Here is a 16,945-nt window from a genome sequence, read left to right as displayed (position 1 = left end):
CTTGCCTGCATCATGCTTCCTCCGTGCCGCCGGTCTGCGCCGGCATCGATAAGGTTACTTCAAACGTCGCGCCGTGCCGCGTCCAGTGCACGCCGGCCTTGTGGCCATACGCGCCGGCCAGGCGCTGGCGCACATTTTCCAGGCCCACGCCATTACCGCGCGCTGGCCCCTGATCCGCATCAACAGGATTGCGCACGGCAATCTGCAACAGGCTGCCCGCGCGCCGGACTTCGATGGCGATCAGGCCGCCCTCCGTCAAGCCGCAGATGCCGTGCTTGACGGCATTTTCCACCAGCGGCTGTATCAGCATGGGCGGCAGCAAACACGCCAGCGCGGCAGTGTCGATGCTTTCCGCCACTTGCAGGCGTTCGCCGAAGCGCACTTGCTCGATGGCGAGAAAGTGGCGGATCAGCACCAGCTCCTCTTGTACGGTAATGTGCTTGTGCGCTTCCAGACTCAGGCTCTGGCGAAAGAAACTGGCCAGCTGCACCGTCATCTGGCGCGCGCCCGCCGCATCGATAGACGTCAGGGCGCTGATGGAGTTCAGGCTGTTGAACAGGAAATGCGGATCGATTTGCGTGCGCAGCATGCGCAGTTGCGCTTCTTGCGCCATCAGCTGCGCTTCCAGGCCCCGTTGCTCGGCCATGCTGGCGCGCACGAATTCGAGCAGCAGATAATGCACGGCGGCGGCCAGGCAATACAGCAGCGCGCCCAGGCCGAAGAACAGGGCCAGCAGCGACTGCGTCAAGTCCACGCCCAGCCAGCGCACATCCGGCAACAGGCTGACGCTGTTCAGAAATTGCAGCAGGGTTGCCCACAGCAAGCCCGCGAACAGCGCCGCCACGCCCATCACGCCGGCAATGGCGAGCGGATGGCGCGCGTGCAAGGGGTAGGCGCGGCACAGGTAAAACGCGGAAAAGCCGGAACCGATCGCATACACGAGCGTGGCGGGCACCACCAGCAGGACGGCATTGAGCCAAGGCGCGTGCGCCACCCTGGCCAGGAGGGAGGCCAGGGCCAGGCCCAGCGCGATGCACACCAGGAACACCACCACGGCGCCGCGCCGCTTCGACAAGGGTCCGGACATGTGCGCCTAGTTGCGGATTTCCAGGCCGCCCATGATGGCGTAACCCGTCACGTACAGGCGCTTGTTCTGGTTTGGCGGCACGATGGTCTTTTCCTCGAAGCCGCCAAGGATGGGCGTGCCCTGCAGCACGACGCTCCAGTCGGGCGGAATCTTGATGGTGACGCCGCCGCACAGGGCAAACACGTTGAGCACGGCTTCGCCGTCGATCGATGCCTGGCGCAAGTCGATTTCGCAGCCGGCCATGATGACATTGATATCGCCGCCCCTGAAGCGCTGCGACGACACGCGCCGCACGTAGCCGCCGAGGATGGCCGTCACTTCGATGATGCTGTCGTCGTCGGCCTGGCCGCCCGTGCCGGGTGCTGCAGTGGCATCGGCATCGGCGGGTTCCTTGTCGAGCGATACGGCGCCATTCCTGGCCTGGCCGAAGGCGTCGGGCGCTGCGCCAGCCTCGGGCGGCGCGGCAAAATGCCGGCGGCGCTGCCGCTGCTGTGCGCCAGGCAAGGATTTCGACACCACGGCCACGCCGGCGGCGATGATGAGCAACGGCCACAGCATGCTCCAGTTGATATAAAACAAGCCCATGGCTTTCAGGGTCCAGCTCAGGCCCAGCAAGACCATCACGCCGCCGAGTATGTAGCCGGAGCGGTTATGGCTTTGCGATATTTTCAGCAAGCCGAAAATGATCAGGATGGTGGGCCAGAAGCGGAAGGTGTAGCGCACATTGATGAAGCCCAGGTTATCGAGCAGGAACAGCAGCCCCAGGACGATGACGATGACGCCCAGCACGATCTGCGATGGCGAGTGCAGCGGCGGTCTATTTTTCATGCTCGGACTCCCGATAGGCAATAAAATGTTTGTTCAACAGCGGCTCCAGCACGAGGCCCACGCCCCAGGCGATCAGCAAGGCTGGCCAGCTATTGTAGAAATTCAAGTTCCACAGTTCTTCATACGACACATACCACCAGGCGGCGAAGAAGATCAGCCACAAGCCGCTCAATACCTGCTTGGCGGACACGGGCGCGACCAGCTTGTTAAGGCCGAAGACGACCAGTATCAACGGCCAATAATGCCATAGTGCATAGTAATCATGGAGATGGATCACATCGAGCCGGTCCAGCAGGATCACGGCGCCGATGGCGATCAGCAGCACGCCCCACAACAGCTGGGTACGGCGGTAGTACGCTGGTTCAGGTTTCACGGTCGCCCCTTGAAGTTGGTTGATCGTAAAGATACGCGGATTTGGAGCGCGCGCAAACAGCGCTTCGGCGAATGGCGGACAGGTGGCGGTGAATGGCGCAACGGCGGAACGACAGGCAAAAAAAAGACCGGCTAGGGCCGGCCTTGAAGGGGTTCGCAGTTCACACCGCGACCTGGAGTTGCAGTGCATAGCCGCGCGGCGCAGGGCGCAAACGCGGGCAGAAATCTGGTGCCGATCCTTGAGGCGACCGGCTGACCTGCTGGAAGATCGAACATGCCGCCAACTTCACGGCAGTGCGTCTCAACCAAGCAAAGGCATCATACTCCCGATCGGGCAAAAGCACCGTTCGCTAGCGCACACAGATGCGGATTTGCTGAGCTGCATCAAGCAGCCGTGACGTGCGGCGAACGCAGCATGTCGTTCCCGATCCATGCCAGCACGGACGGCCCCTGCGGCTGCCAGCCCAGCAGCTTGCGCGACCGCTCGCCGCGCACGCGGCTGTTGGAACCGAGGCCGTACGAGGCCATTTCATAGCCCCATTCGGCAATCGCCTCGGGCAGCGGCCAGTCCTGCGCGGGGCCCAGGTCCAGTGCATGGGCGATGGCGGCCGTCATGTCGCGGAAGGCCGCTTCGCCCGATTCGACAAAGTAGAACGTGCCGGCCGGCGACTTTTCCAGCGCCAGCAGATACAGGCTGACGACGTCGTCGATGTGCACGTTGGACCAGATATTGCGGCCCGGACCCACGTGGCGCACGATGCTGCTCTTGCGCGCCTGTTTCAATAAGCGGGGCAATTGCACGCTGTCGCGCGGCAAGGCGCCGTGGCCGTAGATCAAGGTGTTGCACAGCACGCTGGCGCGCACGCCCTGGCCTGCGCTGGCCAGCACCAGCTCATCGATGGCGACCCGTGCCGCCTTGTCGGCCGTGGGCGCCGGCAGCTTGTCTTCATAATAGATCTGTTCCGTGCCCTCGCCGCCCGACGCGTCGCCCACAATGGACGAGCCGCTGGTGTGGAGGAAAGGCTTATTACTGCCGGCCAGCGCTTCAATAATGGCTTCCACGGCGCCCCGGTGGTCGCTGCTGGCCGCATTGATAACGGCGTCCGCCGCCCTCGCCTGTTCGATGATCAGCTCGCGGTCGTTCAAGGTGCCGACGATGCCTTGTACGCCGATGGTGGCCAGCTCGGCCACCTGCTCCGGCTTGCGCACGAGGCCCGTGACCTGATGGCCGGCGCGCACGAGGCCCGCCGCGATGGAACTGCCGATGAAACCTGCCGCGCCTGTCAAAAATACTTTCATACCGTGGACGCCAAACAAAACCTACTGCGCGTCGCGCTTTGCGGCCTGCGATGCTCACCGTGCTCCAGCACGGTTGCGCTTCTTAGCCACAAATCATCGCCGCTCGCTACGGTTTTGTTAGGCGTCGTTCCTCCTTGGTTAGCTTTGTTAATTCAGATCAAAAGCGATCACATGAACAAAGTATGCGCGCTTTCGTCTTTCGCAAAAAGCGGCCGCACGGCAAAAGATTTATGACTTGGACGCAACAGTCTTGTTTTTCAGCTGCAGGGCGGCGATGTAGCGGCTCCGGTAGACGGGGTCTTCCGGCGTCAGCAAGCTGAGCCTGTCGCGTGCGCGCGTGGCGGCCACATAGAAACGGTTCTCTTCTTCCAGCGGGTCGGTCTTGCTGCGCGGGAATTCATCGACGGCCAGGTAGGGCAGGATCACGTGGTTGTATTCGAGGCCCTTGATCTGGTCGATGCAGGCGATGACCAGCTTGGCCTTGCCAGTCGAGACCGTCACGGCGTCTTCCATCTCGCCCAGCCAGCCGGCGAAGCCGCCCAGCGCCACGCCCGCTTCGCGGCACACGGCAATGAAGCCATGCAGGGAACGGGCGACGACCCGCGCCTGGGCCGGGTCGACATAGATGCGGCGCGCCGTCTGTTCCAGCTGCATCAGGCCAAAGATGTGCTGCAGCGCGTCGCCGGCCAAGGCGTCGGGCGGCAGCGCGCGCAGGTAATCGACGGCGGCCAGGGTCAGCGCCGCCTTGTCCTGGTTGTGCGACTTGGCCAGCTGGTTCGTCAAGAAGCCTTCCAGCAGGTCGGGGTAATTGGCCACGTCGGCCTTGGCTTGCTGCAATTCCGTGCGCGTAAACGGGATTTCCGCGAACGCCACCAGGGCTTCGAGGATTTCGCCGCGGCGCGGGCCGCTCTTGATCGCGTGCAAATCCTTGCGGGCGATGGCGACCATGCCGCGCAGCATCAGCACTTCCAGGCTCAGCAGATAACTGTTCATGTCCACCAGGCCATACGCGATGCCGCTCTGGAACAGGGCCGTTTCCACGCGGATGGCTTGGTCTCGGTCGCGCAGCAAGATGGCCGTCGTGCCCGCATGTGCGTGTTCGAGCGCGGCGATCAGCTGGGCGCTGCACGCTTGCGGCTGCGCATGGTCATACTCGAGCAGTTCAATGTGGGTGGCGCGCGACAGGGCCGACACGCTGGGCTTGTTTTTCAGCACGCCCACGGCCTGCGCCAGTTGCGGGCCGTAGCGGTAGGACGCCGTCAGCGGCAGGCGCTGCAAGGCGGGAAATTCCTGCTCGAAGCGCTGGCGCAGGAAGCGGTGGTCGGCGCCCGACCACGTGTAGATCACTTGATCCTTGTCGCCGGCGCCGCAGAAAAAGGCGTTGCCGCGGCGTATCAGCATGGTCAGCAGGCGGAACGACGCCTCGTTCAAGTCGTGCAATTCATCGGCCACGATGATCTGGAAGGCCGGCAATTGCTGGCGCAGCGGCTCGTCGCCGTCGAGCATGCGCACGAGGTCGTAGGTGGCGTCGAAGGGCGCGCGGAACTGGATATCGCCCGTGTCGGCGCCGCGCAAGCCTTCATATTCGCGCAGCCACAGATAATGCGTGCGCGACATGCCCAGCATTTCCAGGTTGTCGTCCAGGGAATTGCTCTCGAAGTCGGGATTCTGGAAATCCAGGCGCGCCTTGGTGCGCAATTGCAGTTTCAGGAATTCGGCGATGGCGCCATTCGTCGTGTTGATTTCCAGCGGATAGCGGTGAGCGTATTTCTCGGAGACCACTTCCAGCGCTTCCCAGGCCACGGGGCGCAGCTCTTCATCGCTGCGCATGGAGGCCACCTGCATGTTTTCCAGCTGCAACAGCACCTTGGCGGCAAAGGCGTCGAAGGTGTCGACCGTCAGGCGCTTGACGACGCCCAGCGGCACGCCCACTTCCAGCAGGCGCTGGCGCAGGGCCACGCGCGCCGCTTCCGTGAAGACGAGGGCCAGCATGCGTTCGGGCGCGCGGCCCCGGTGCAGGGCCTCGGCCAGGCGCAGGGCCAAGGTCGTCGTCTTGGCCGCGCCGGCATTGGCGTCGATCAAGACCACTTTCTTTTGCGCCGTCTGGATGGCGACCTGCTCCGGCGTGGGCGTGATGCGTTTGGGAATGAACTGCGGGGCGTTATCTGTACTCAAGGGTATCCTGAAATGATGTCTGTTCTCGGCGCGCTACCAGGCGCAGGTGCGCAAGCCGGCAAAGATGTCGCCTCGTTCGGGCGCATGGAAGGCGCGCATGCGGGCCGAATGCAGGCGCGGCGGCGTGGCGAAGGAGGCGCCGCGCAGTACCTGGTGCTGCATGAAATACGGCGCCGAATATTCGCGCCAGGCATCCACCGCAAAGCCCGGATACGGCTCGAACGGCGTCGCCGTCCACTCCCACACCTGGCCCCAGTGAAAGCGCGGGTGGCCGGACAGCGCAGCATACTCCCATTCCGCCTCGGTCGCCAGGCGGCGCCCCGCCCAGGCGCAATAGGCCTGCGCTTCATACAGGTTGATGTGGCGCACGGCTTCGTTCGGCGGCAAGGTCGTGCGCTGCCCGAAACGCATGGTGCGCCACTGCGTCGCTTCGCGCAGCCAGTACAGCGGCGACGAGCGCTCCTGCCGCATCAGCCAGGCGCTGCCGGCCGCGCTCCAGAACTGGCGGTTCTGGTAGCCGCCATCGGCGACGAAGTCGGCAAACTGGGCATTGGATACGGCGCAGGCATCGATGGAAAACGGCGCCACGTAGCAGCTGTGGGGCGGCGATTCATTGTCGAAGGCAAACCCGGCATCGCGCGGCGAGCCCAGTGCAATGGTACCGCCAGGAAAAGCGATCTGGCCCGCTCCGGGCGGCAAGGCCGGGCTGGCCGCAAGGGATTCCGGTGCTTCCAGGCCCAGCCATTGCAGACCGGCCAGCATTTCCTCGCCACACAAGTCTTCATGGGCCAGGGCCAGCCGGTACGGCGCCAGGGCGCTGTCGACATTGGCTTCGCGCGACAGTTTATCGAGGACCCTGTCGAGTACTTCGTGGCAATACGTTTTGACGGCGCCAGGACTGGGCAGTTCCAGCGTCCAGCGCGCGCGCTGCTGCACCATGTTGGCGTCGAACAAGTCGTCGCCGCGTGTCAGCAGGGAGTTATAAATGGCATCGGCCGGATGGCTGGACGCCGCTTCGCGCAGGATGAACCACTCGGCAAACCAGGCGATCTGCGCCAGTTGCCATAAAGGCGGATTGAGGCGCGGATGACGGGGCAGGCCCGCCACCACGTCCAGGCCGGCAGTGACGTAACAGTCAAACAGGGAAAGGGTGTCCTGGCGCGCGGCCAGCAGCGACTGGGCCAGTTGCTGCGCGCCGGCTTGGCGAAAAGAGGCGTTGATTAAAGTCATAGCTAGATTGTAACGACTTATGCCAACTTTGCACTAGTCGCACGGGAAACAGGCAGGGGATGCTCCCCTCCCCGGCCTACTTGACCAGCAACTCGCCCTGCAGCGGCGTGACGACGGATTTGGGCATGCTGACGATAAAACTGCTGCCCTTGTCGGCCACGGACTGGATGGCCAGGGTACCGCCGTGGCGCAGCAGCACGTGCTTGACGATGGCCAGGCCCAGGCCCGTGCCCTGCGTTTCGCGCGAGCGGCTCTTGTCGACGCGGTAGAAACGTTCCGTCAGGCGCGAAATATGTTCCTGGCTGATGCCGATGCCCGTGTCTTGCGCGATGAATTGCGGTCCGGCCGGGCCATCCTGCCAGCGCAGGGTGATGGTGCCGCCGGCCGGCGTGTAGCGCACGGCGTTCGAGGCCAGGTTGCCGAAGGCGCTGTACAGTTCATCGTAGCTGCCCAGCACGTCGGGGCCGTCGCATTCCATGGTCACTTCATGCTTGCCGGCCGACAAGCCCTTTGCGTCGCGCAAGACTTGCTGCATGAGCTTTTTGATGTCCACGGGCTCGGGGCGCAGCGGATAGTCGACCGATTCCAGGCGCGACAGGGTCAGCATGTCCTCGATCAGATGCTGCATGCGGTGGCCCTGCTCCGTCATCAGCTTGAGGTGGGCGGCGCGCGTGGCGGCATCCAGGTCCAGCTCGGCGGAAGCGATTTCCAGGAAGCCGACGATGACCGTCAGCGGCGTGCGCAATTCGTGCGAGGCGTTGGCGATAAAGTCGCGGCGCATCATTTCGATGCGTTCCGTCTCCGTCACGTCGTGCGTGACGAGGATCTGGCGGCGGTTCTCGAACGGGATGATTTGCACGATCAGCTTGCGGTTGCGGAAGGTGATCGTCAGCGGCTGGTCGTAGCGGCCCAGGATGATGTAATCCATGAACTCGGGGCTGCGGATCAAATTCGTCACGCGCATGCCCTTGTCGCGCTCGTGCGTGAGGCCCAGGTGTTTCTCGGCGGCAGGATTGCACCATTCAAGGAACAGCACGTCGTCCATGATGACTACGCCGTCGGGCAACAGATGCATGGCCTGGCGGAAACGCGCCAGCCATTCCGTCAGCTCGGCCTGGTTTTTCTCGTCATCGCGGCGCATGCGGTACAGGCGCGCGAAGATGCTGGTCCAGGCGCCCCAGCCGTCGGGCAGCTTGGCGCTTTGCGGATTGTCCAGCCAGTTACTCAGCTGGAAAAGATACGACAGCTGCACGAACACCATCATGGCCATCAGCACGAAGGCGATGCCCAGCGCATACGTGGCGCCGAACAGATACCAGACGACGGCCACGCCCAGCAGCGCCAGCACCATGCGCAGGGCGGCCGGTACCCAGAACAGCAATTTCGGATTCATAGAGTGAGGCTTTACTTTTCAGACAACATGTAGCCGACGCTGCGCACCGTCTTGATCAGGCTTTCCGCCTCTTTCAAGGCTTTGCGCAAGCGCAATACGTGGACATCGACCGTGCGTTCCTCGATCACCACATGGTCGCCCCACACCTTGTCGAGCAGCTGGCTGCGCGAAAACACGCGCTCCGGATGGGCCAGCAGGAATTTCAGCAGCTTGTATTCGGCATGGCCGATATCGATCTTCTGTTCATCCATCATGACGGTGCAGCTGACGGGGTCCAGGGCCACGTTGCCGGCGCGCATGGGCGCCTGCGCGTGTTCCGGACTCTTGCGTCGCAACAGGGCCTTGGCGCGGGCCAGCAGCTCGCGCGGCGAGAACGGCTTGGTGACGTAATCGTCGGCCCCGCTGTTCAGGCCGGCCAGCTTGTCTTCTTCCATGCTTTTGGCGGTGAGCATGATGACGGGGATGGCGGCGAAATTGCGGTCGGCGCGGATGCGCGACAGCAGGCGCAAACCCGTCTGGTCCGGCAGCATCCAGTCCAGCAGGATCAGATGCGGCGTGCGGTGCTGGATGAATTCCCAGGCATCGGCGACGTTTTGTACGGAACAGCAATTCCAGCCGGATTCGCGCAGCGAATAGGTCACCAGTTCAACGATGGCCGGCTCATCTTCAACAATCAATACCGTGGTTTTATCAGATGCCATAAAGCTTACTCAGGGAGCTCCTCGGAAATGGCGGGAGCAGCCACCTTGGTGTGGCGGATGTCCTTGCCTTCAACCACGTAAATCACGTATTCGGCGATGTTTTTCGCATGGTCGCCGATCCGTTCGATGGCCTTGGCCACCCACAGGGTATCGAGCGCCGCCGAAATCGTGCGCGGGTCTTCCATCATAAAGGTAATCAGGTTGCGCATGATAGACCGAAACTCATGGTCGATGATGGCGTCTTGTGCAATTAATTGTAATGCCTGCTTGCCATCGTTGCGCGCGAAGGCGTCCAGCGCGTCGTGCAGCATGTCGGTGGCCGTGTTGGCGATGCCGCGCACCATCTCGTAATGGTTGACGACGGCGTTGCCCCGCTTGTGCAAGTTCTTCGCCACGCGGGCGATTTTGGTCGCCTCGTCGCCTACGCGCTCGAGGTCGGTAATCACCTTGATGGTGGCCATGATGGTGCGCAAGTCGTTGGCAGCCGGCTGGCGGCGCACGATCAGATGGCTGCAGGCGTCGTCCAGCGACACTTCCAGCTGGTTGACGACGTCGTCTTCGCGCATCACGCGGTCGGCGCGTTCCGGGTTGCCGATGCGAAAGCATGTCATCGCGTCGAGGAACTGGGTTTCAACGATGCCGCCCATCAGGAGCACTTTCGAGCGGATCGCTTCGAGTTCGTTGTCGTATTGCTTGGATGAATGTTCGCCTATCATGCTGTCTCTCCGTATTCAGTAGTCTTGTATATCGTTATTCTGGGCGGATCAGCCGAAGCGGCCCGTGATGTAATCCTGCGTTTCCTTGCGGGCCGGATTCATGAAAATCTGGTCCGTTTCGCCGAATTCCACCAGCTCGCCCAGATACATATACGCCGTGTAGTCGGAGCAGCGCGCCGCCTGCTGCATATTGTGCGTCACGATGGCGATCGTGTAATCCTGTTTCAGTTCGCTGATCAGCTCTTCCACCTTCGAGGTCGAGATCGGGTCCAGCGCCGAGGTCGGCTCGTCGAGCAGCAAGACGTCCGGTTTCACGGCCACGCCGCGCGCAATGCACAGGCGCTGCTGCTGGCCGCCCGACAGCGACAGGCCGCTTTTCGTCAGCTTGTCCTTGACTTCGCCCCACAGCGCGGCTTTTTTCAGAGCCCACTCGACGCGCTCGTCCATTTCGCCCTTCGACAGGTCTTCATACAGGCGCACGCCGAAGGCGATGTTGTCGTAGACGGACATGGGGAACGGCGTGGGCTTCTGGAATACCATGCCGACCTTGGCGCGCAGCATGTTGACGTCCTGGTCGGCGTCGAGCACATTGCGGCCGCGGTACAGGATGGAGCCTTCCGCGCGCTGGCCCGGATACAGGTCGTACATGCGGTTCAGGGTGCGCAGCAGGGTCGACTTGCCGCAACCGGACGGGCCGATGAAGGCCGTGACCTTCTTCTCGTGAATGTCCAGGTTGACGTTATGCAAGCTTTGCGTTTTGCCGTAAAAAAAGTTCAGGCCCGAAATCTCGATGGTTTTTTTCTTTGGCGCCAAGTCTTGGGCTGGATTCATTTGCGTATTCATATGGGTTCGCTTCGCTCGGTATCTGTTTAATGTGGGACTTTTTGGCTGAACACGGTGCGCGACAGGATATTCAGGGCCAGCACGCTGAAGGTGATCAGCAGTGCGCCGCCCCAGGCCAGCGAGCGCCAGTTGTCGTACGGGCTCATTGCAAACGATGCGATGACGGACGGCAAGTTGGCCATCGGCGCATTCATGTTAAAGCTTTGGAACTGGTTATTCAGGGCCGTGAACAGCAGCGGCGCCGTTTCGCCGGCGATGCGGGCCAGGGCCAGCAGTACGCCGGTGATGACGCCAGCTTTTACAGCGCGCAAGCGCACCAGGGTGGCGACCTTCCAGCGCGGCGCACCGAGGGCAAACGCGGCTTCCAGCAGGCTGTTCGGCACCAGGCGCAGCATATTGTCCGTCGTGCGCACCACCACGGGCACGGCGATCAGGGACAGGGCGATGGCACCGGCGTAACCGGAGAAGTGTTTCACGTGCGCCACGTACAGCGCATACACGAACAGGCCGATGACGATCGATGGTGCCGACAGCATGATGTCGGTGACGAAACGCGTCACTTGCGCCAGCTTGTTTTCTTCGCCGTATTCGGCCAGGTAGATGCCGGCCAGGATGCCGATCGGGGTGCTGACGACGGTGGCCAGGCCCACCATCAGGGCGCTGCCGACGATGGCATTGATCAAGCCGCCGCCTTCGCTGCCGGGAGCCGGCGTCGTTTGCGTGAACAGATCGACGGACAGCGCGCCGAAACCCTTGATCACCAGCGTGAACAAAATCCACACGAGCACGGCCAGGCCCAGGGCCATGGCGGCCACCGACAGGGCGATGCCGACGCGGTGCATCAGCAAACGCTTGCGGTAGACGGGGTTCATGGCCGGCTTGGCCGGAACGTCGAGGGTGCTAACTTGGCTGAGCTGGCTCATTTCGTGCCTTCCTTGCGGGACATGCCAGCCAGCATCAGCTTGGCGGCGGATAAGACGATAAAGGTGATGACAAACAGGATCAGGGCCAGCGAGAACAGCGACGATACGTGCAACGCCGATTGCGCTTCGCCGAATTCGTTCGCCAGCAGCGAGGTGATGCTGTTACCGGCGGCAAACAGCGACCACGACAGTTTATTCGCGTTGCCGATGACAAAGGTCACGGCCATGGTCTCGCCCAGCGCGCGGCCAAGGCCCAGCATGACGCCGCCGACGACGCCGGTCTTGGTGTATGGCAAGACGATCTTGCGCACCACTTCCCAGCGCGTGCAGCCCAGACCGTAGGCGGATTCCTTCAGCACGGCAGGGACGATTTCGAACACGTCGCGCATCACGGAAGCGATGAAGGGGATGATCATGATGGCCAGCACCAGGCCGGCCGTCAGCAAGCCGATGCCCATCATGGGGCCGCTGAACAGCTGGCCGATGACGGGCACGTTGCCCAGCGTGGCTTTCAGCAGGGGCTGGACGTGGTCGGCGAACAGGGGGGCAAACACGAACAGGCCCCAGATGCCATAGATGATCGATGGCACGCCGGCCAGCAGCTCGACAGCCGTGCCCAGCGGGCGTCGCAGCCAGGCCGGGCAGATTTCCGTGAGGAACAGGGCGATGCCGAAGCTGACGGGAAAGGCGATCAGCAAGGCGATGACGGACGTCACCAGGGTGCCGATGATGGGGATCAGGGCGCCGTACTGATCATTGACGGGGTCCCATTCCGCGGACACGATGAAATGCAAGCCGAAGGTCTTGAAGGCCGGTATCGATTCCATGATCAGCGAAATGATGATGCCGACCAGGACGATCAGCACCGACAGGGCGAACAGCATCGTCACCTTGTGGAACATGAAATCCTGGAAGCGCTGCTTGCGCATGGTGGAAAGCATTTGCGCGTGACTGATGGAATCGGTCATGGTGCCGCCTGGCAGGGGGATCGTGGAGGAGGTAGATTGTGCGCTCATATTGTGCCAGATGTGGGTGGTACTGCCGGTGCTGCTGTTTTAATACGCCTGTCAAAACCTACTGCGCGTCGGGATTTACGGCCTGCGATGCTCACTGTACCTTCGTACAGTTGCGCTTCTCGACCGCAACTCCCTTCCGCTCGCTACGGTTTTGTCAGGCGTCGTTGCTTTTATTCTTTCAGCTACTTTTATTCTTTTAGCCAGGACCGTCTGCAAGGGCTTGCGGGCGGTCCTGGCTAACTCCCTGCCCCGCCATACTGCCGGCGGGGCAAGGATGAATGACTCAGGCTATGCGATTAGTAGATCGACTTGCCCGATGCATCTTTCAAATTGGCTTTCCACGATTCCTGCACCAGTTTCACGACCGATGCCGGCATCGGCACGTAGTCCAGTTCGACGGCAGCAGGGCCGCCGTTCTTGTAGGCCCAGTCGAAGAATTTCAGGACTTCTTTTGCCTTGGCTGCGTCAGCCTGGACTTTGTGCATCAGGATGAACGACACGCCCGTGATAGGCCAGCTGTTCTTGCCAGCCTGGTCGGTCAGGACCACGCCGAAGCCTGGGGTTTGCGTCCAGGGTGCCGAAGCGGCGGCTGCCTTGAAGTTTTCGTCGTCAGGCTGCAGGAAGTTGCCGTCCTTGTTTTGCAGCTGGGTGTGCGACATCTTGTTTTTCTTGGCGTAAGCCCACTCGACGTAGCCGATCGAACCCTTGATGCGCTGTACGTTGGCGGCGACGCCTTCGTTACCCTTGCCGCCCACGCCCACGGCCCATTTCACGGCCGAGCCAGCGCCGATTTTCGATTTGAATTCCGGGTTGGTTTTCGACAGGAAGTCGGTGAACAGGAACGAGGTGCCCGAACCGTCGGCGCGGTGCACCACGGTGATTTCCGTGTCCGGCAGCTTGACGCCACTGTTCAGTGCGGCGATTTCAGGCGCGCTCCACTTGGTGATCTTGCCCAGGTAGATGTCGCCAACGACTTTACCCGTCATTTTCAGCTGGCCTGGGGCCACGCCGTCCAGGTTGACGATGGTGACCACGCCGCCCATGATGGCAGGGAACTGCATCAGGCCCGCTTCTTCCAGCTCTTCCGCCTTCAAAGGCATGTCCGAAGCGCCGAATTCGACAGTCTTGGCCTTGATTTGCTTGATGCCGGCGCCGGAACCGACGGACTGGTAGTTCAGGCCGTTGCCCGTGTTGGCTTTGTACGTTTCAGCCCATTTAGCGTAGATCGGGTACGGGAAGGTTGCACCAGCACCTGTCATATCTGCCGCCATGACGGAAGCGGAAGAAAATGCCATCGCTGCCGAAGCACCCACGACGATAAATTTGAACATTTGCTTCATTTGCATATCAAGTCCTCAGGGTTGTTAGGGCTCAAAGTCCCGGTTGAATGCTGCGCAGTCTAGCAAGCGAATATGACAGGTTTATGACATGGGCAAAAAATCCTGAAATAATTGGCTACGCCCCGGGAACCGCCCTTTTCGGCGCGAAAAATGACAGGGCGGGCGACGCTTTATGACAGCTTATGTCACGCTTACGTCATATTTCATGATTACACTCACAACGCGTCATACGCGATGAAATACGGATGAAATACGGCTAGAATTAACTATCTGCAAAGACAAAAGAATATGAAACCTGAACTGCACACGGAAGTGACCAAATCGGGCATCCTGCTTGACCGCGAACTGTCGCAACTGACTTTCAACCGGCGCGTGATGGCCCAGGCGGAAGACCCGAACATTCCGCTGCTCGAGCGCCTGCGCTACCTGTGCATCGTCAGCAGCAACATGGATGAGTTCTTCGAAGTGCGCGTGGCCAGTCTGCTGGCGGCCGGCAGCATCGGCGGTTCGCTGGCCGGCCACCCTGCCCTGGCGGCCAATCTGGAGCGCATCGGCAAGGAATGCCATGCGCTGGTGGAACGCCAGTACGAGATATTAAATAGCGAAGTCTTGCCGGCCCTGCGCGAAGCGGGCGTGCATTTGCTGCGCGACAACGACCGCAACGATGCGCAGCGCGCCTGGGTCAAGCAGTATTTCGACCGCGAAGTGCGCCCCCTGCTGACCCCTATCGGCCTGGACCCGGCCCACCCGTTCCCGCAAGTGGTAAATAAAAGCCTCAATTTCATCGTCTCGCTGAGCGGCAAGGATGCGTTCGGCCGCGGCACGGCGATCGCCATCGTCAAGGCGCCCCGTGTCTTGCCGCGCGTAATCAAGCTGCCGGACGACATTTCCGGCGACGGCGTGTCCTTCTGCCTGTTATCGTCTGTCATTCATGCGCATATCTCGGACTTGTTCGCCGGGCGCGAAGTAATTGCCTATTCGCAATTTCGCGTCACGCGCGACAGCGACCTGTGGGTCGATGAAGACGAAGTCAAGAATCTGCGCCAGGCCTTAAAAGGCGAACTCGTGGGGCGCCAGTTCGGCACCTCGGTGCGCCTGGAAGTGGCGCGCAATTGCCCGCCAGAATTGTCACAATTCCTGCTCGACCAGTTTAATCTGGATCAAAGCCGCCTCTACCGCGTCAACGGCCCCGTGAACCTGGTGCGCCTGTCGGAAATGATCGACCACGTCAAACAGCCCGAGCTGCGCTTCCCGCCGTTCTTCCCGGGCCTCGCGCACAAGGCCATCGGCAACGACATCTTTGCCGCACTGACCAAGCATGACATCCTGCTGCACCACCCGTATCAATCGTTCCAGACGGTGATCGACTTCATCCGCAGCGCCGCCTACGATCCGTCCGTCGTCGCCATCAAGCAGACGATCTACCGCACGGGCATGAACTCGGACCTGATGGAGTCCTTGATCACGGCGGCGAAGATGGGCAAAGAGGTAACAGTCATCGTGGAATTGATGGCGCGTTTCGACGAAGAAGCCAATATCAACTGGGCCGACAAGCTGGAACAGGCTGGCGCGCAAGTCGTGTACGGCGTGGTGGGCCTGAAAACCCACGCCAAGGTGGCGCTCGTCATCCGCCGCGAAGAAGGCGCACTGCGCTTCTACGCCCACTTGGGCACCGGCAACTACCACCCCACGACCACCAAGCTGTACACGGATTTCGGCTTGCTGACGGCGAACCAGGACCTGGCCGTGGAAGTCAACGAGGTGTTCATCCACCTGACCAGCCTGACCAAGCCGCACAATCTGAACCATTTGTGGCTGGCGCCGTTCGGCCTGCAAAGCGAAATCATCAAGGCCATCCGCAACGAGGCGAAGATCGCCCGTTCAGGCCGGCGCGGTCGCATCATCGTGAAAGTCAACGCGCTAGTCGATGAATCCGTGATCCGCGCCCTGTATGCGGCCTCGACCGATGGCGTGAAGATCGACCTGATCGTGCGCGGCGCCTGCACCCTGAAGCCGGGCGTGCCGGGCTTGTCGGAAAACATCAAGGTGCGCTCCGTGATCGGCCGCTTCCTCGAGCACAGCCGCATTTACTATTTCCGCAACGACCTGGCGCACGATGTCTACCTGGCCAGCGCCGACTGGATGAGCCGTAACCTGTTCCGCAGGGTGGAAGTGGCCTTCCCCGTGCTGGACCGGGCGCTGAAACGGCGCGTGATCGCCGAGGGCTTGAATCCGTATTTGAAGGATAATACCAATGCATGGGAACTGGAGCCGACGGGCCATTATGCGCGCCGCAAGCCGCGCGGCAAGCAGATGCCGTTCAGCGCCCAGCAATACCTTATGCACACACTGGGCACGCCGGGCGCGGAGGTCGGCGAATAGGCAACTCTACACACAGGAGTACAGCATGGATCTCATCTTGTGGCGACACGCAGAAGCCGAGCCGGGCCTCCCCGACCTCGAACGCGCCCTGACCGTCAAAGGCCAGAAACAGGCGCGCCGCATGGGGGAATGGCTGGCCTCGCAACTACCGGAAAATTGCCGCATCCTCGTCAGCCCCGCCTTGCGCACCCTGCAAACGGCGGAGGCGCTGGGGCGCAAATTCAAGCTGATGCCGGAACTGGCACCGGGCGCCGAGGCGGAAGACATCCTGAAGGCGGCCAACTGGCCCGGCGGCAAGGAAACCGTGCTCATCGTCGGCCACCAACCCACCCTGGGCCAGGCAGCCGCCCTGCTGTTGACAGGCGAAGAGCAGGAATGGGAAATGCGCAAGGCCAGCGCGTGGTGGTTCTCCCAGCGCGAGCCAGGTGACCCTGTCAGCGTCTATTTGAAGGCCGTGATGGCGCATGATCTGGTGGTGAAATAAAATACTGAAACAGAGAAATGCGCAAGGCCAGCGCAGGATGGACAGGTTCTCCCAGCGCGAACCAGGTGACCCCGTCAGCGTCTATTTGAAAGCCGTGATGGCGCATGATCTGGTGGTGAAATAGTAAAACAGGGAAATGCGCAAGGCCAGCGCAGG

General features: G+C 61.7%; 15 protein-coding genes. 2 read left to right on the top strand and 13 right to left on the bottom strand.

All coding sequences use genetic code 11. The features are described from left to right. Window positions 1–10: 10 nt before the first annotated feature. The 13 genes from AC1RBA_RS27285 to pstS all read right to left on the bottom strand — a co-directional run bounded on the left by AC1RBA_RS27285 (window position 11) and on the right by pstS (window position 13,929). Complete coding sequence (locus tag AC1RBA_RS27285) at window positions 11–1,087, bottom strand: sensor histidine kinase (RefSeq protein WP_492420496.1); 1,077 nt, start codon at window positions 1,085–1,087, stop codon at window positions 11–13. A 6-nt stretch (window positions 1,088–1,093) separates the two neighbouring features. Next, window positions 1,094–1,915 (bottom strand): LiaI-LiaF-like domain-containing protein, encoded by an 822-nt coding sequence (locus AC1RBA_RS27280; protein WP_070290777.1) that lies wholly within the window; start codon window positions 1,913–1,915, stop codon window positions 1,094–1,096. Further along, window positions 1,905–2,288 carry a LiaF transmembrane domain-containing protein gene (locus AC1RBA_RS27275; RefSeq protein WP_070218057.1) on the bottom strand — a complete coding sequence of 128 codons (384 nt, stop codon included), beginning with the start codon at window positions 2,286–2,288 and terminating at the stop codon, window positions 1,905–1,907. Before AC1RBA_RS27275 ends, AC1RBA_RS27280 begins: the two co-directional genes overlap by 11 nt. A 383-nt stretch (window positions 2,289–2,671) precedes the next feature. Then, window positions 2,672–3,586 carry an NAD-dependent epimerase/dehydratase family protein gene (locus AC1RBA_RS27270; RefSeq protein ID WP_492420493.1) on the bottom strand — a complete coding sequence of 305 codons (915 nt, stop codon included), beginning with the start codon at window positions 3,584–3,586 and terminating at the stop codon, window positions 2,672–2,674. Between the two features lie 228 nt (window positions 3,587–3,814). Next, window positions 3,815–5,761: a UvrD-helicase domain-containing protein gene (locus AC1RBA_RS27265; protein WP_492420491.1), complete on the bottom strand. Its 1,947-nt coding sequence runs from the start codon at window positions 5,759–5,761 to the stop codon at window positions 3,815–3,817. A 33-nt stretch (window positions 5,762–5,794) separates the two neighbouring features. Next, window positions 5,795–6,991 (bottom strand): selenoneine synthase SenA, encoded by a 1,197-nt coding sequence (gene senA / locus AC1RBA_RS27260; RefSeq protein WP_254679539.1) that lies wholly within the window; start codon window positions 6,989–6,991, stop codon window positions 5,795–5,797. A 76-nt stretch (window positions 6,992–7,067) separates the two neighbouring features. Further along, window positions 7,068–8,384, bottom strand: a complete 1,317-nt coding sequence (gene phoR / locus AC1RBA_RS27255) for a phosphate regulon sensor histidine kinase PhoR (protein WP_070218053.1) — start codon at window positions 8,382–8,384, stop codon at window positions 7,068–7,070. 11 nt (window positions 8,385–8,395) lie between these two features. Next, entirely contained in the window at window positions 8,396–9,085 is a 690-nt protein-coding gene (locus AC1RBA_RS27250; RefSeq protein WP_034755074.1) for a response regulator, read from the bottom strand. Between the two features lie 5 nt (window positions 9,086–9,090). Continuing rightward, complete coding sequence (gene phoU / locus AC1RBA_RS27245) at window positions 9,091–9,801, bottom strand: phosphate signaling complex protein PhoU (RefSeq protein ID WP_070218051.1); 711 nt, start codon at window positions 9,799–9,801, stop codon at window positions 9,091–9,093. 48 nt (window positions 9,802–9,849) lie between these two features. Next, window positions 9,850–10,632 (bottom strand): phosphate ABC transporter ATP-binding protein PstB, encoded by a 783-nt coding sequence (pstB, locus tag AC1RBA_RS27240; RefSeq protein WP_373631409.1) that lies wholly within the window; start codon window positions 10,630–10,632, stop codon window positions 9,850–9,852. A gap of 38 nt (window positions 10,633–10,670) precedes the next feature. Next, window positions 10,671–11,567, bottom strand: coding sequence for a phosphate ABC transporter permease PstA (pstA, locus tag AC1RBA_RS27235; RefSeq protein WP_070218049.1), 897 nt, complete (start codon window positions 11,565–11,567; stop codon window positions 10,671–10,673). Then, a complete protein-coding gene (pstC, locus tag AC1RBA_RS27230) occupies window positions 11,564–12,535 on the bottom strand; it encodes a phosphate ABC transporter permease subunit PstC (protein ID WP_227742171.1) in 972 nt (323 codons plus the stop codon). The genes pstA and pstC overlap by 4 nt, the downstream gene beginning before the upstream one ends. 344 nt (window positions 12,536–12,879) lie before the next feature. Continuing rightward, window positions 12,880–13,929, bottom strand: a complete 1,050-nt coding sequence (pstS, locus tag AC1RBA_RS27225) for a phosphate ABC transporter substrate-binding protein PstS (RefSeq protein WP_492420488.1) — start codon at window positions 13,927–13,929, stop codon at window positions 12,880–12,882. Between the two features lie 282 nt (window positions 13,930–14,211). On the opposite strand from pstS, the gene ppk1 reads away from it, so the two are divergent. Then, the gene (gene ppk1 / locus AC1RBA_RS27220; RefSeq protein WP_070218042.1) at window positions 14,212–16,305 is read left to right on the top strand and encodes a polyphosphate kinase 1; all 2,094 of its coding nucleotides are present in this window, start codon (window positions 14,212–14,214) and stop codon (window positions 16,303–16,305) included. Window positions 16,306–16,330: 25 nt separating this feature from the next. Then, window positions 16,331–16,789, top strand: a complete 459-nt coding sequence (gene sixA, locus AC1RBA_RS27215; protein ID WP_070290771.1) for a phosphohistidine phosphatase SixA — start codon at window positions 16,331–16,333, stop codon at window positions 16,787–16,789. Window positions 16,790–16,945: the final 156 nt, after the last annotated feature.

The sequence above is a fragment of the Janthinobacterium sp. GW823-FHT03B06 genome (assembly GCF_058796955.1).
The sequence above is the reverse complement of the archived record's forward strand: the minus strand, read 5'-3'. Positions and strand labels throughout refer to the sequence as shown.

Excerpts from the sequence above, each read along its gene's own strand:
- AC1RBA_RS27270 (WP_492420493.1), bottom strand. The coding sequence starts at position 3,586 with ATGAAAGTATTTTTGACAGGCGCGGCAGGTTTCATCGGCAGTTCCATC.
- pstA (WP_070218049.1), bottom strand. The coding sequence starts at position 11,567 with ATGAGCCAGCTCAGCCAAGTTAGCACCCTCGACGTTCCGGCCAAGCCG.
- sixA (WP_070290771.1), top strand. The coding sequence starts at position 16,331 with ATGGATCTCATCTTGTGGCGACACGCAGAAGCCGAGCCGGGCCTCCCC.
- phoR (WP_070218053.1), bottom strand. The coding sequence starts at position 8,384 with ATGAATCCGAAATTGCTGTTCTGGGTACCGGCCGCCCTGCGCATGGTG.
- phoU (WP_070218051.1), bottom strand. The coding sequence starts at position 9,801 with ATGATAGGCGAACATTCATCCAAGCAATACGACAACGAACTCGAAGCG.
- AC1RBA_RS27250 (WP_034755074.1), bottom strand. The coding sequence starts at position 9,085 with ATGGCATCTGATAAAACCACGGTATTGATTGTTGAAGATGAGCCGGCC.
- pstS (WP_492420488.1), bottom strand. The coding sequence starts at position 13,929 with ATGCAAATGAAGCAAATGTTCAAATTTATCGTCGTGGGTGCTTCGGCA.
- AC1RBA_RS27285 (WP_492420496.1), bottom strand. The coding sequence starts at position 1,087 with ATGTCCGGACCCTTGTCGAAGCGGCGCGGCGCCGTGGTGGTGTTCCTG.
- ppk1 (WP_070218042.1), top strand. The coding sequence starts at position 14,212 with ATGAAACCTGAACTGCACACGGAAGTGACCAAATCGGGCATCCTGCTT.
- pstC (WP_227742171.1), bottom strand. The coding sequence starts at position 12,535 with ATGACCGATTCCATCAGTCACGCGCAAATGCTTTCCACCATGCGCAAG.
- pstB (WP_373631409.1), bottom strand. The coding sequence starts at position 10,632 with ATGAATCCAGCCCAAGACTTGGCGCCAAAGAAAAAAACCATCGAGATT.
- senA (WP_254679539.1), bottom strand. The coding sequence starts at position 6,991 with ATGACTTTAATCAACGCCTCTTTTCGCCAAGCCGGCGCGCAGCAACTG.
- AC1RBA_RS27280 (WP_070290777.1), bottom strand. The coding sequence starts at position 1,915 with ATGAAAAATAGACCGCCGCTGCACTCGCCATCGCAGATCGTGCTGGGC.